Origin of the sequence: Nocardia sp. JCM 34519.1 (assembly GCF_020361265.1) — a bacterium.
Taxonomy (GTDB): Bacteria; Actinomycetota; Actinomycetes; order Mycobacteriales; family Mycobacteriaceae; genus Nocardia; species Nocardia arthritidis_A.
This window is the reverse complement of the sequence record NZ_JAIRBR010000002.1, coordinates 566430-580052: the sequence shown is the minus strand read 5'-3', so window position 1 is coordinate 580052 and position 13623 is coordinate 566430. Positions and strand designations below refer to the sequence as shown.

Here is a 13623-nt window from a genome sequence, read left to right as displayed (position 1 = left end):
CATGGCGATACTGACGCCGCTGCCGGTGCTGGTTCCGCTGCTCGCCGCGGCGGTCACGCTGATCGCCGGGCGCAGGCCGCGCACCCAGCGCGTCGTCACGCTGCTCGCGCTGAGCTCGGAGGTGATCGTCAGCGGCTGGCAGCTGTATCTCGCCGACCAGCACGGCATTTCGGTGCTGCAGGTCGGCGGCTGGGAGACGCCGATCGGCATCACCCTGGTGGTCGACCGCCTTTCGGCGGCGATGCTGGTGGTCTCGGCCATCGTGATGCTCACCGTCATGGTCTACGCGACCGGACAGAACATCCGCGACGGCGACGACAAGCAGCCCACCTCGATCTTCCAGCCGACGTATCTCGTGCTGAGCGCGGGCATTTCGCTCGCCTTCCTGGCCGGCGACCTGTTCAACCTGTTCGTCGGCTTCGAAATCCTGCTCGGCGCCTCATTCGTATTGCTCACCCTCGGCGGCACCAGGGACCGGATCCGGGCAGGCGTTTCGTACGTGATGGTTTCGATGGTGTCGTCGCTGATCTTCCTGTGCGGCATCGCCTTTGCCTACGCGGCCGCGGGCACGCTGAACATGGCACAGCTGGCACTGCGAATGGACACCGTGCCGGGCGGAATTCGGGCCGCCATCTGCGCGGTGCTGCTGGTGGCGTTCGGGATCAAGGCGGCGGTGTTCCCGCTCTCGAACTGGCTGCCCGACTCGTATCCGACCGCGCCGGCGCCGGTCACCGCGGTGTTCGCCGGATTGCTCACCAAAGTCGGTGTGTACGCGATCATCCGGACCAGCACGCTGCTATTTCCGGACGGCCACTTCGACGCGCTGCTGATGATTTCCGGGTTGCTCACCATGCTGCTCGGCATCTTCGGCGCCATCGCGCAGAACGATATCAAGCGGCTGCTCTCGTTCACGCTGGTCAGCCACATCGGATACATGATCTTCGGGGTCGGGCTCGCCAATCAGGAGGGGCTGGCGGGCGCGGTTTTCTATGTGGCGCACCACATTCTGGTGCAAACCACGCTGTTCCTGGTGGTCGGCCTGATCGAACGGCAGGCCGGGTCGGCCTCGCTGCGGCGACTGGGTGGGCTGGCCGCGGCGAGTCCGGTGCTGGCCGGGCTCTTTCTCATCCCAGCGCTGAATCTCGGTGGTATACCGCCGTTTTCCGGATTCATCGGCAAGTTGGCGCTGCTGGAGGCCGGTGCCGCCGACGGCAGCGTGCTGGCCTGGGTGCTGGTCGCCGGATCGGTGATCACCAGCCTGCTGACGCTGTACGCCGTCGCGCGCGTGTGGAGTAAGGCGTTCTGGCGGCCGCGCGCCGAGGCGCCCGAAGGCCATCTCGCCGCCGCGGCGCCGCCGACGCTGGTGGAAGACGACACCGATGTGCTCTACGACGAGCGCGACGATCCGGGACGAATGCCCTTCTTCATGCTGGCGTCCACGGCGGCGCTGGTGGTGGTCGGTCTGGCGTTGACGGTACTGGCCGGACCGCTGTTCGACGTAGCCGACCGGGCGGCAGCCGACCTGCGCGATCGATCCGTGTATATCGGTGCGGTGCTGGGTAATCCGGGTGGGCCGTCGTGAATCGCCTTGCGCCGAGCCGCGGCAGACTTGTCCAGGTCGGCGTGCTCTGCTGGCTCGCCCTGGTCTACGTCGCGCTGTGGGGCGACTTCAGTGTCGCGAACACCCTTGCGGGCCTTGCCATCGGCGCGGTGATCATGCTGGCGCTGCCGCTGCCCCGAGTGCCGGTCGCCGGCCGGGTGCATCCGCTGTCGCTGCTCGTACTCATCGCGGTGAGCGTCTATTACGCGCTCGAATCCAGTCTGCAGATCGCGTGGTTCGCGATTCGTCCTGCGCCGCCGCCGATTTCGGGTGTGCTACGCGTCCGGCTGGAGATCAAATCCGAACTGGTGCTCGTGCTATGCGCCGATCTGCTCAACGTCATCCCCGGCACCATGGTGCTGGAGATCGACCGGGAGCGCCGCTTCGTCTACGTGCACGTCCTCGACGTCGGCAGCGAGGCCGCGGTCGAGCATTTCTACCGCACCACAAAGCGTTTGGAGCAACTGCTCATCGCCTCGTTCGAACGTCCCGTCGAATGGGACGAGAACGCATGGCAGAAGGAGAACCTGTCATGACTGTCGTCGCCGTGGTGGCCGCGATCCTGTTATCGGCGGCGGCCATCCTGACCAGCTACCGGATATTGACCGGCCCGAGCACACTGGACCGGGTGGTCGGCATCGACTCGCTGACGGCCATCGCCGCGGCGGGCCTCGCGGTGTGGGCCGCCTACACCGACGATGCCACCGTGGTCCCGGCCATCGTCGCCGTCGCGCTGGTCGGCTTTCTCGGCTCCGCCGCCGTATCCCGCTTCCGGGTCAGGGATGACCGATGATCGTCCTGGACTGGCTCGCCGGCGCGCTCATCCTCACCGGCTCGACCCTGGCGCTCACCGCGGCCATCGCCCTGGTCCGCTTCCCCGACACCTTCTCGCGCATGCACGCCGCCACCAAACCCCAGGTGATCGGGCTGATCCTGATCCTGGCCGGGGCCATCATCGAATTGCGCGGCCACGGCAATATCTGGGCGCTGGCCCTCGTCGGGCTCTTCACCCTGCTCACCGCCCCGGTGATCGCCCACTTGATCGGTCGCACCGCCTACCGCGAACAACGCCACCGCGACGGGCTGCTGCGGGTCAACGAATTGGGCGACGAACTCGATACTCCATAAGGAGTATCGAGGTCGAAGTTGTTGCCAGACAGGCGATATCGGCTCGGCCCACCGTCGAGCCAGATCCTGCGATATCCGAAATATGCAGGCTGGCAAGTACTTTCAGTCGTGGGAACAGGGCACAGTATTTGCCGATGTATACCTTCGATTCACTTCCCGCGCGCACACTCGCCGAATTCGCCGACGCGATCGGCAAGTCGATGCCACTGGTCGTATCGCGTATCCCTGCGGGTCCAGCCGAGGAGTTGGGTCGTATCGGGCTGGCGGCCAAAATTTCGGATCTACTCGCGCCGATCATCCCGGATGAACCGCGGGATAGCCGGGCCGTGCGGGCGATCGGGCATCCGCTACTCGACCGGATCCTCGAGGCGCTCGAGCCGACCGTGCGTGAACTCGATGTAACCGCTCCGTCGGAGATCACCTCGATGCTGACGCCCCAAGGGGGCATGTACGGCGTGACCAGCTTCGGCGGGGAGAGCAACGCGAGCCTCGGCCTGAAAAGATTGGAGGGCAGACGCCCCGGCGCATTCGACCTGCTGGAGGCTTGCGTGCGCGCACTCCTTCGACATCCCGGCATCGCCGAACTGTGTACCGTCGTCGCGACCGGCGAGGAAGAGATCACCGCCCGCCATGGCGCGGCCTACTTGGCCCTGACCACCACGGCGTCGACCGCGCTGTTCCGCGGCCTCCCCATGGCCGACTCGATAATCACACCGGCGATCATCGGTGCCGCCGCGGCTGCCGCGGCTCTGATTCTGTCCGAAGTCCCTGCGCCCAAGCGTTATTCGGCCGCAGCGCCGGAGAAGCGGCACACCGAATACCTATATCCGCGGCAGGCCAGCGGACACGTTCTCGTCCGTGATTATCGGTTCGCGCTCACCGAAGGCAGTTTTCCCACCGATATCGATATCGATGACACCGCCTTCGCGCGCAATGGACTCGTCGTCGCGGTGCCCGGCGGCGTGGTTATCCGGACGGGCGGCACGGACTGCGGGATATTGGTGCGGCTGCATGTGTTCGCCGGACCGCCACCGAAGGTGGACCTGGAGCTATGGGAGGAAATCGTCGACATCAGCTGGACGGCGGCCACGAGATCCGCCGTCGTACTCGGTCCGGCGGAAAACTTTCCGGACCATGGCCTCGATAAGACCCCGAGTACGACGCTGCCGTCGCCGGGTGACTATCGGCTGCGCGTGCACGCATACGGCCGCGATGGTGATGGCGATGATCAGGAGTTCTACAAACTGGTGCTCTGGGCGGCGCCCGCCGAGCCGGAGGTCGTCCACCAAACCCTCGACCGGCTCGGCCATCGGCTGCGCGGCGAACCCGAACCACCTGCCGCGCCCGAGGCCGAGCATCGCTGGGTCGAGAACAGCAGCGTCTATGAGGCGGCTACCTTCACTCTCGTCACCGGCCTGACCGCGCACGAGGTCCTCGAGGCGTTCGGCGCCGACCCTACCGCGCCCGTTCCGATCGATACCCTCACCGAACAATGGGTTGCGGTGCTGGAGACCGGCTCGGTGGTGCTGGCCGTCGAGGACAACGGATTTCGGGGTTCAACCGAAGCCGTACTACGCAGGCTGTCCCGAAAGGGTAAGGCCGCGAGCATGTTCTGGAACGTCGACGCCATGTCGTACCTCGGTCTCGCCGAAAACGGCCGAATACTGGCATATTTCGAGCCCGGCGATCCAGAGGGGCAGACCAACCCCGAACTTGCCGAGGTGTTCGACGGCCTGGACTTCACCCATCGCATCGAAGCCAAGGGCCTCACCGCGATCGCCCGCTTCGTCGGCCACACCATCACCGAAGACGACCTGACCCGCACATTCGCGCCTGGCGTCGGCTATCGAATCGCGAAGGACTAGCTTCTGGTTTCCGCGTACCGGCGCAGCGAATCCACCTGCTGATTCATTCGCGTTGGTACACAGCAGTTCTGAGATACTTCAGCCCCGAATCCACCAGCAGGGTCGCGATCCTGGCGGTCGGGCCGAGGCGACGGCCGACCTGAATCGCGGCGAGCACGTTCGCGCCTGACGACGTACCGGCGAACAGACCCTCCTCGCGGGCCAGGCGCCTGGCCATGTCCTCCGCGTCGGGGGTGGCGACCGGAACGATCTCGTCCGGCAGGTCTGGATCCCACATCGGTGGGACGTAACCGATCCCGATGCCCTCGATGCGGTGCGAGCCCGGCAGGCCACCGGACAGCACGGCCGACTCGGCCGGTTCGACCGCGACCACCCGCAACGCGGGATTGTGGCGCCGCAGCGGGGTCGTGGTGCCGCGTATCGAGGCCGCTGTGCCGATCGAGTGGACGAACACGTCGATCCGTCCCTCGGTCTGTGCCCAGATCTCCTCGCCTAGAGGGTGATAGCCCGCGATGCTGTCGGTGTTGGTGAGCTGGTCGGTCCAGTAGGTGTGCGGCTGTCGGCTCAGCTGCTCGGCCTTCTCGATCATGGCGAGGATCAGCGCCTTGGTGATCAGTCCCCGGTCGCTGGGGATGACCGTGAGCTCCGCTCCGAGAGCCGCCATCTGGACCAGTTTGTCCTCGCTGAACGCATCCGAGGTGACGATCCGCAGGCGATATCGCTTCGCCGCACAGACAAGTGCCAGGGACGCGCCGGTACTGCCGCCCGTGTACTCGACAACCGTATCGCCGGGCCGCAGCCGTCCGTTCTCCTCGGCGCCGGCGATCATCGCCCGCGCCATCCGGTCCTTCATGCTGCCGGTCGGATTCTGTCCTTCGACCTTGACGAAGATCTCCGCGCATCCCGCGGGCACTACCCTGTTCAGCCGCACCAGCGGTGTGTTCCCAATTGCTGCCGTCACGTCGTTCATGGGTGTGATCATCGGCTGGACATGGGTCCGATCGGCAGTTCAATATTTGAACCATGGCGGGGTACGGGCAGTTCTGCGCGGTAGCGCGGGCTCTGGACGTGTTGGGTGAACGCTGGACGTTATTGGTCGTGCGGGAGTTGCTGCTGGGCGCGTCCACCTTCACCGAGATCCGCCGCGCTCTGCCGCGCATCCCGCGGGCGACGCTGTCCGCGCGGTTACGAACACTGCGCGCCGCAGGCATCGTGGACGACTCGTACCGGCTGAGCGACGCAGGCCGCGCGCTTGCCCCGGTGGTGCGGGAACTGGCCCGATGGGCGATGGACACGGAGAGCGCCGAGCTGACCGAGGACGACCTGGACACCGCGGCCCTGGCCTGGGACATACAGCGCCGGATCGACGTCGAATCCCTGCCCGAACAGACCGTCGTGGTCGCCCTCGACTTCACCGACCGCCACGAAAAGTACTGGCTGCACCTGTCGCGGACCGGCGTGAACCTGTGCGGACAGGACACCGGGGCGCCCGTCGACATCTGGCTGGCGGCGCCGATCATGGCGGTGACCAGATGGTGGCTGGGCGAGTGGTCCTGGGCACAGCTGCTGCGCCATCCGGATGTACACGTCCACGGCGACCTGGCCCTACAACGCCGGATGCATCGCTGGTTCACGCGTTACGTGTTCACCCAGGAAGCCCTGGGGACATAGCGGCGGCTACCCCCTGGTCTCCGCGTACCGACGCAGCGAATCCACTTGTTCCGCATCGAGCGACGGCCGCACCTTGGCCCGTGCGGCCGCGATATCGGCGGCGGTGACATCGGCCGCGTCCATGTCCCGGCGCATCGCGGCCAGTGCCGCCTCGCGCAGCAGTGCCGCGCAGTCCGCCGCCGAATAGCCGTCGAGGTCGCGCGCCAGTGCGCCCAGGTTCACATCCGCGGCCAGCGGCACCGATTTACCTGCGGTGCGCAGGATTTCGCGGCGGGCGGCGGCGTCGGGCGGCGGCACGAAGATGAGCCGTTCCAGTCGGCCCGGCCGCAGCAGCGCGGAATCGATCAGCTCGGGGCGGTTGGTCGCGCCGAGCACCACCACATCGCGCAGCGGTTCGACGCCGTCGAGTTCGGTGAGCAGCGCGGCCACCACGCGATCGGCGACGCCGGAATCGGCGCTCTGCCCGCGACGCGGCGCCAGCGCGTCGATTTCGTCCAGGAAGATCAGCGACGGCGCGGAATCCCTTGCGCGCTGGAATAATTCGCGTACCGCGCGCTCGGACGAGCCGACCCAACGGTCCAGCAGCTCGGGCCCTTTTACCGTGTGCACGCTGAGATGACCGGTCCCGGCGAGCGCACGCACCAGGAAGGTTTTGCCGCAGCCGGGCGGGCCGTAGAGCAGTACGCCGCGTGGCGGTTCGATACCGAGCCTGGCGAACGAATCCGGATGCCGCAGCGGCCACAGCACCGCTTCGGTCAGCGCCTGCTTGGTCTCGGCCATATCGCCGACATCGTCGAGGCCGAGGCTGCCGATCGCGAGTTCCTCCATGCCCGAACGGGATAGCGGCCGGATCACCTGCAGCGCGCCGAGCAGATCGGCCTGGGTTAGTCGCGGTTCCGAATGTTCCTTGCTGGCACGGGCGGCCGCGCGCAGCGCCGCCTCCCGGCACAGCGCGGCCAGATCGGAAACGACGAAACCCGGTGTCCGCGAGGCTATTTCATCCAGTTTCAGCTCGGCGGTCGGCACCTTGCGCAGCAGCGCCTCCAGCAGCGATCTGCGGATCGGCGCGGTGGGCAGCGAGAGGGCCAGCTCACGATCGCACAGATCCGGTGCGCGCAGCCGCGGATCCACCCCGGCCGGATTGGCCGTTGTCGCCAGAAAGGCGACAGCGGGTTCGGCGACCGCGGCCCGCAACTGATCGATGATCAGTGTCGCCACCGGTTCCGCCGCAACGGGCAGCAGCGCGTCGATATCGGTGACCAGCAGGATTCCGCCTTGGCCGGAACCGATTTCGGCGACCGCGGCCGCCACCCGGCGCAGCCTGGATCCGCTGTCGATCGCGCCGACGGTCGGCCCGTCGAGTTCGACGATGCGGCGGTTACCCGCTCGGCCCGTCGCTGTCCCCGGCCGCGCGGCGACCGCACGGGCCAGGGTGGCCTTGCCGACACCGGCGGGCCCGGTGATCAGCACACCCAAATGTGGTGTGGCCCCGAGTGTTTTGAGTAGTTCGGGTTCGTCGAGGGCCAGGCTCAGCCATTCGGTGAGCTTCGCGGCCTGCACCTGCACGCCCGCCAATTCCTCGACGGCTACGGGAGAAGTCCCCCCGACTGCCACACCGGAATCGTCTGCGCCGTACTGGATTTCGTCGACGACGCGATCGGCCGAATCGCGGGCGGCCACCGCACCCGCGCCCCAGCTCACCGCCGTATTCGGCTGGATGCTCACCGGCCCGCGCCCCGGATCGACCGCGGTGACCGTCAGCAGTTCGGTGGTCCACGCGACGCCGAAGGTGCGCGATAGCGCCTGGCTGGCCGCCGCCGAACTGATATCGGGCCCCAGATCGCGCGGCAGCAGCGACACCGCGTCACCGACCGTCACCACCTTGCCCAGCAACGCCTGCCGCAGCGTATCCGCGGGAATGGTGCGGGTGGCCTGCACCGAACCGCTCACCGAAACCTGTTTCGCGCCGTACACGCGCACCGGTTCGACGACGACGGTCGCGTTCTCGCGCAACCCGGTGTTGGACAACGCGATATCGTCGAGCAGCGCGACCTTGGCCGGTGTTCCCGCGGGCGCGATACCGACCACCGCCGCCGTGCGGCGCGATCCGATCAGCGCGATGCCGTCCCACTCCCGCAGTCCGAGCGCGGCCAGCGCCTCCGGATGCAGCCGCACCAGGCCGCGGCGGGCGTCGGCCGCGGAGGTGTTGAGGCGGACGGTCAGCTCTAGGTGTGCCACCGTGCCATTCTGCCGGTGATCGATGCGCCGCCGCCGCGGGTTGGTCGGATGGTTAGTTGGTCTTGGGGACGATCCGCGCCGCGACCGCGACCGGCGTATCGGCATAGCTCGGCGCCAGGCAGACCAGCTTCGCGGTGCCGAGCGCGACATTCGGGCTGCCCGCGAAGGGGGTGTCCGGATTCTCCGCGAGGATCTGCTCGATCAGCGCCTTCTCCGCCGCCTCATCCAATTTCTTGAATTCGGCGCAGGTGGTCTTCGACGCGGGCCCGGCGGCGGCGGTCGGCTTGGCCGTCGCGGTATCGGACGGGGTGGTGGTCGCGGCGGCCGCGGTGCTCGTCGGCTTGGGTACGCCGGTAGTCGACGTGGCGGTGGGTCCGTTCTTGCGCAGCCCGTTGGCGTCGACGGAATCGTTCTTCTTCGAATCACCACAGCCGACCAGCGACACGGCCAGCGCCCCGGCGGCCAAGGCGATGACGAAATTACGCTTCATGGAATGTATTCCCCGGTGGATCGAGACGCCGGAGCCTCCGGCGCGTTCGCAGCGTACCGGGTGCGAAGAGTCAGTGGTCATGTGAACCTCGGATCGGCTGCCGTGCTGCGCCCACACTCCCTTGTGCCGCTTACGATTCCCCAATCGATAACTGAACGCACACAGTACGACCTAACGGTCGGCGAGCGCGGGTTCCGTTGACGCGGGCAAGGTTTGGTGGGTGAACCAGGTGGCGTGGAAGGCGGCGGCGAGCCCGGCGAGCAGCGCGAGCACGATCGTCCCGGCGACCACCGGATATTCGGCCATCGGGACCGCCAGGTAGCGGTAACAGATCAACAGGGCGGCAAGGATTGTCGCGCCGAGACCGACTATGCGGACACGGAACCAGCCCCAACCGCGCTCCGGTTCGCGCAGCGCGGATTCGACGGTGAGGCACAGCACCGCACCGGCGACCAGATCGACACCGTAGTGGTAACCGAAGCCGAGGGTCGCGGTGAGCGTCGCGATGAGCCAGAACGTGCCGAGGGCACGCAGCCACAGCGGGGCCGGGCCGCCGTCGGTATCGCGGCGGGTGTGCAGGAACACCGACAGCGCCCAGGCGGTGTGCATGGATGGCATGCAGTTGCGCGGGGTGAAGCCGTCGAACGGCATATCGGCCGGGCTGCGGTCGATCGGCGGGACCACATCGGGCCAGTAATTGCCCAGCTGCAAGCCGTGACCGTCGGCGCCCGCGGCGAACATCGGGCCGACGACGGGGAAGACCAGGTACAGCACCGGCCCGACCAGCCCGAGCACCAGGAAGGTGCGCACCAGGTAGTGGCTCGGCCAGATACCGTCGCGCACCACCCGCCGCAGCTGCCAGATCGCGACGACGATGGCGGCCACCGGCAGCTCGATATACACCCAGTGCAGCACCGCGTGCACGGCCGGACCGAGCGCGTCGAGCACCCGGGCCACCACCCAGGACGGATCGCCGAGCGCGTGATCGGCCAGTATTGCGTATTCGTCGAAGACGGCGGGCCGGGTCACCACCGTGATGTGCAACCAGACATCGCCGACCTTGGTGGCCAGGACGAGCAGCGCACCCAGCGCCGCGGCGTGCAGCGCATTGCGCCGGTCGGCCCCGCGCCAGCGGAACCCGGCCACCAGCGCCAGCCCGGCGAGCACCCACACCGGGCCGTTCCCGATCGCGAAATGCCCACCGGCCAGCAGCCGGACGGTGGCCGCGATCACATCGATCGCGACGGCGACGCCGAGCGCGATCAGCCTGCGCCGCATGGAAATTCCGATCAGCGCCAGAATCAGTCCGGCCCACGGCACCGACATGGATTTCGGGGTGCCGAGGTAATCGTTCGAAAGACTGCCGAGCGGTCCCTCGAAATCGTGTCCGATCGAGGCGATCTGCAGCGCGATGAGCAATACCGGAACCGCCGCGATACCGGCGGCGAGCCAGATCCGCGAACGGGGTGCGCGCACTTCTCGGGTGACGTCACCTACCCCTGGTCCCGGATCAATCAGCACCCGACCATAGTAAACGCCGGATTAACGGCACCCCCCTGGCCCGCTGAACTCCGAACGCCGCGTTTACGCCCAGGTCATTACTGGTTCAATTCCTTGACCAGCGCATCCACCACGGCGACCAGATCGCCCTGCGCGGCCGCGGCGACCCGGCGTTGGCGCTGATAGGACGCACCGCGCTTGGGGATATCGGCGACGAGCGCCAGCTCGTTCGCGCATCCGAGACGATCCGCCGTCGGCTCCAGCCGGTTGAGCAGATCGGTCAGGTCGTCGGTGACGAGCCGCTCATTGCTGTCGTCGTCGGTGATGATTATCGCATCGAGACCGTAACGCGCTGCGCGCCACTTGTTTTCCTGCACATGCCAGGGCGGCAGCGTCGGCAGCCGCTCGCCGCTTTCCACCCGCCGCTCCAAATCGACCACCAGGCAATGGATCAGGGCGGCCATCGCGGCCAGCTCGGTCCTGGTGGGCACGCCGTCGCAGATGCGCACCTCGATGGTGCCCCACTTGGGCGCGGGCCGGATATCCCAGTGCATGCCGCCGAGCTGTTCGAACACACCGGTTTTCAGCTGGTCGTGCACGAAATGTTCGAACTGTGCCCAGTTTTCGAATTGGAAGGGCAGGCCCGCGGTGGGCAACTGTTGAAACATCAGCGTCCGGTTGCTCGCGTACCCGGTATCCGAACCCGCCCACATCGGTGAGGACGCGGACAGCGCGAGCAGATGCGGATGCGTGAGCAGCAGCGAGTTCAGGATCGGAAAGACCATGTCCCGGTGCGAGATCCCGATATGCACGTGCACGCCCCAGATCATCATCTGGCGGCCCCACCACTGGGTGCGCTCGATCAACTCGTCATAGTGCGCGGACCGGGTGAGCTGTTGCGCCGACCACTGCGCGAACGGGTGGGTGCCCGCACAGAACAGGTCGACGCCGAGCGGGTCGGCGGCCCGGCGCACCGCGTCCATGGTCCCGCTCAGATCGTCGACGCATTCGGCGACCGTATCGTGCACGCCGGTGACCAGCTCGACCGTGTTGCGCAGCAATTCCTTGGTCACCTGCGGAGTGCCGTCGTAGGCGCGGCGGTCACCGACCTGATCGAACACCGCCGCTGCGGTATTGGACAGATCGCGCGTCACCTTGTCGACGAGCGCGATCTCCCATTCCACACCTATCGTCGGCCGGGGCGAACCTTTGAAGGGAACTGACGCGATTGCTGCCCCGGCCATGGCGACCCTCTACTGGATGACGCCGCAGGCGACGCGGCCACCCGCGTCGCCCGTGGCTAGCGTTGACTCGTCCGGACCCGCGACGCCATCGGCGCGGACGTAGCGACTTGGAATGTTGCCGAAGTTATCCGCATCGGCGTGGATGATGATGGCCTTGCCCTTGATGTCGTCGAGGGTCACCCCGTCGGTGGTGGTGAGGAGCTTGCCCGCGCCGTCGGAGCGAACCTCGAGCGAGGTCAGGTCGCCGCTGGACGGATGCGCGTTCGCGCTGCCGACCTGCAGATGGCCGCCCGCGGAAAGGAAGTCGCCGGACGGGCCGCCGGTCGGCGCCACCGAATTCGGCTCACACTTACCCACCTGGTGGATGTGCAGGCCGTGGAAGCCGGGGCGCAGGCCGTGCGCGTCGACGGTGATCTGCAGGTGGTTCCCGTCCTTGGTGATGTTCGCGGTGGCGACCGCCTGGCCGGCCGCATCCTTCAGGTCCACCTTGTAGCCCGGGTTGGCGTTGGCCGTGCCGGTCTCGGTGCCGAACTGACTGTTCGGCGGGGCGGACGCACCGGTCCACACCGGCGGGGTCGTTCCCTTGACATCGCTGGATTCCTGGCTGTTCGAGCAGGCTGCGAGGCCGAAGACCGCGACCGCAAGCACCGGGGTCACAGTCCGCCAGGACGGGCGACGAGTTGTGGACGGGGCCATCGGGGGAACTCCTTTACGAGTACCGAGTTTACGAGTACAGCGGGGTGGACACGTTCGTTACCGGACAAGATGATGCCACGGTCGCCGTGTCGGACGACGACAAGGGCCGTGTCGCGTACTACAGACTGTAGTCAGTTACCCGTCACTATGACGACAACGCCACTCTGATCGGTGAAACCGCTGCCCTTCGGCTCGGCCGAGGCGCCGAGCTCCTTCGCGATGGCCAGCGCCGCTTCCTTCTCGCCGGGTGAGTTGCCGTAGTACACAGTGGTTTTGGGGATGTTCTCACCCGGGAAGTTGCCGGTGGATACGTTCGTCCAGCCGTCGGCGCCGAGCTCGCTCGCGGTCTTGGCGGCCAGTCCGGCGATCATGCTGTTGTTGAGCACCCGCACCGGCACCGAATGATTCACCGCCGCAGCGGTACTCGTGGTGGTCGGGGGCAACGACGGTGCGGCGGTAGTGGTTACCGGCGCGCTGGTAGGGGTCGCCGCGGCCGGTGTGGTCGGCGGCGCGGGCGCGGCGGGCGCACTCGTTTTGGTCGGCGCCTGCGGGGCGGCGGCCACCGCGGAACTGCTCGTTGAACTCGGTTCCGAGCCGTCGGAATCGGATTTCGACAACGACATCGCGCCGAGACCACCGAAAACGATGGCGAGCGCGATCAACACCATTGCCAGCGCACGCAACGGTGGCCCACCAGAAGTGGTGTTCGGGTAGCTCACGACTGCGCCTCGCTGGCGCTCGGCTCCGTCGTCGCTACAGGCGCTGTGCCTATGGTTCGCTCGCTGCGCTCCCTCACGGAATAAGACCCTAGCCGTTTATCAGACTTGAAAGCCGAGACGGCGCGCGGCTCTTGCCTTCTGCCTGCTCGCGCGCAGCCGCCGCAGCCGCTTCACCAGCATGGGATCGACGGCGAGCGCCTCCGGCCGGTCCACGACCCCGTTGAGTACCTGGTAGTACCTGGTGGGCGACATGCCGAAGAGTTCGCGAATCGCTTCCTCCTTGGCGCCCGCGTACTTCCACCATTTCCGTTCGAAGTCGAGGATTTCGCGCTCGCGCCTGCTCAGGCCGCCGTCGTCGCCGAAATTGTCCGGCTCCGATAGTTCGGCTCCCTGCGCCGGACCTTCCGCTGTGGCATCTTCGAGATTCCGAGCCGCTGCGCCGTCCATCTTGCTCCCTCGCCGAGTCACCACC

General features: G+C 67.1%; 14 protein-coding genes. 6 read left to right on the top strand and 8 right to left on the bottom strand.

What is annotated here, in order from left to right:
- Position 1 precedes the first annotated feature (1 nt).
- From LGY53_RS08950 to LGY53_RS08930, 5 genes are all read left to right on the top strand, one after another.
- A complete protein-coding gene (locus LGY53_RS08950) occupies positions 2-1582 on the top strand; it encodes a Na+/H+ antiporter subunit D (RefSeq protein WP_255663690.1) in 1581 nt (526 codons plus the stop codon).
- Positions 1579-2136, top strand: a complete 558-nt coding sequence (locus LGY53_RS08945; RefSeq protein ID WP_225726146.1) for a Na+/H+ antiporter subunit E — start codon at positions 1579-1581, stop codon at positions 2134-2136. Before LGY53_RS08950 ends, LGY53_RS08945 begins: the two co-directional genes overlap by 4 nt.
- Positions 2133-2393, top strand: a complete 261-nt coding sequence (locus LGY53_RS08940) for a monovalent cation/H+ antiporter complex subunit F (RefSeq protein ID WP_167478347.1) — start codon at positions 2133-2135, stop codon at positions 2391-2393. The genes LGY53_RS08945 and LGY53_RS08940 overlap by 4 nt, the downstream gene beginning before the upstream one ends.
- The gene (gene mnhG / locus LGY53_RS08935; RefSeq protein ID WP_167478348.1) at positions 2390-2728 is read left to right on the top strand and encodes a monovalent cation/H(+) antiporter subunit G; all 339 of its coding nucleotides are present in this window, start codon (positions 2390-2392) and stop codon (positions 2726-2728) included. Before LGY53_RS08940 ends, mnhG begins: the two co-directional genes overlap by 4 nt.
- A gap of 134 nt (positions 2729-2862) precedes the next feature.
- Positions 2863-4593 carry a DUF6461 domain-containing protein gene (locus tag LGY53_RS08930; protein WP_225726145.1) on the top strand — a complete coding sequence of 577 codons (1731 nt, stop codon included), beginning with the start codon at positions 2863-2865 and terminating at the stop codon, positions 4591-4593.
- Between the two features lie 43 nt (positions 4594-4636).
- Here the strand turns inward: LGY53_RS08930 and LGY53_RS08925 are convergent, their stop codons facing one another.
- A complete protein-coding gene (locus tag LGY53_RS08925) occupies positions 4637-5563 on the bottom strand; it encodes a PLP-dependent cysteine synthase family protein (protein WP_225726144.1) in 927 nt (308 codons plus the stop codon).
- Positions 5564-5616: 53 nt separating this feature from the next.
- Here LGY53_RS08925 and LGY53_RS08920 point away from each other — a divergent pair, with 53 nt between their 5' ends.
- A complete protein-coding gene (locus tag LGY53_RS08920; RefSeq protein WP_225726143.1) occupies positions 5617-6264 on the top strand; it encodes a helix-turn-helix domain-containing protein in 648 nt (215 codons plus the stop codon).
- Between the two features lie 6 nt (positions 6265-6270).
- Here the strand turns inward: LGY53_RS08920 and LGY53_RS08915 are convergent, their stop codons facing one another.
- From LGY53_RS08915 to LGY53_RS08885, 7 genes are all read right to left on the bottom strand, one after another.
- Positions 6271-8502 (bottom strand): AAA family ATPase, encoded by a 2232-nt coding sequence (locus LGY53_RS08915; protein ID WP_225726142.1) that lies wholly within the window; start codon positions 8500-8502, stop codon positions 6271-6273.
- Positions 8503-8554: 52 nt separating this feature from the next.
- Positions 8555-8992 (bottom strand): hypothetical protein, encoded by a 438-nt coding sequence (locus tag LGY53_RS08910; RefSeq protein ID WP_225726141.1) that lies wholly within the window; start codon positions 8990-8992, stop codon positions 8555-8557.
- 171 nt (positions 8993-9163) lie between these two features.
- On the bottom strand, positions 9164-10507 hold the full coding sequence (locus tag LGY53_RS08905; protein WP_374111158.1) for a DUF5933 domain-containing protein: 1344 nt from the start codon (positions 10505-10507) through the stop codon (positions 9164-9166).
- Positions 10508-10590: 83 nt separating this feature from the next.
- Complete coding sequence (locus LGY53_RS08900) at positions 10591-11736, bottom strand: glutamate--cysteine ligase (RefSeq protein WP_225726140.1); 1146 nt, start codon at positions 11734-11736, stop codon at positions 10591-10593.
- A 9-nt stretch (positions 11737-11745) separates the two neighbouring features.
- Positions 11746-12432, bottom strand: coding sequence for a superoxide dismutase family protein (locus LGY53_RS08895; protein ID WP_225726139.1), 687 nt, complete (start codon positions 12430-12432; stop codon positions 11746-11748).
- Positions 12433-12563: 131 nt separating this feature from the next.
- On the bottom strand, positions 12564-13151 hold the full coding sequence (locus tag LGY53_RS08890) for a LytR C-terminal domain-containing protein (protein WP_225726138.1): 588 nt from the start codon (positions 13149-13151) through the stop codon (positions 12564-12566).
- Between the two features lie 99 nt (positions 13152-13250).
- On the bottom strand, positions 13251-13598 hold the full coding sequence (locus LGY53_RS08885) for a DUF3263 domain-containing protein (protein ID WP_167478353.1): 348 nt from the start codon (positions 13596-13598) through the stop codon (positions 13251-13253).
- Positions 13599-13623: the final 25 nt, after the last annotated feature.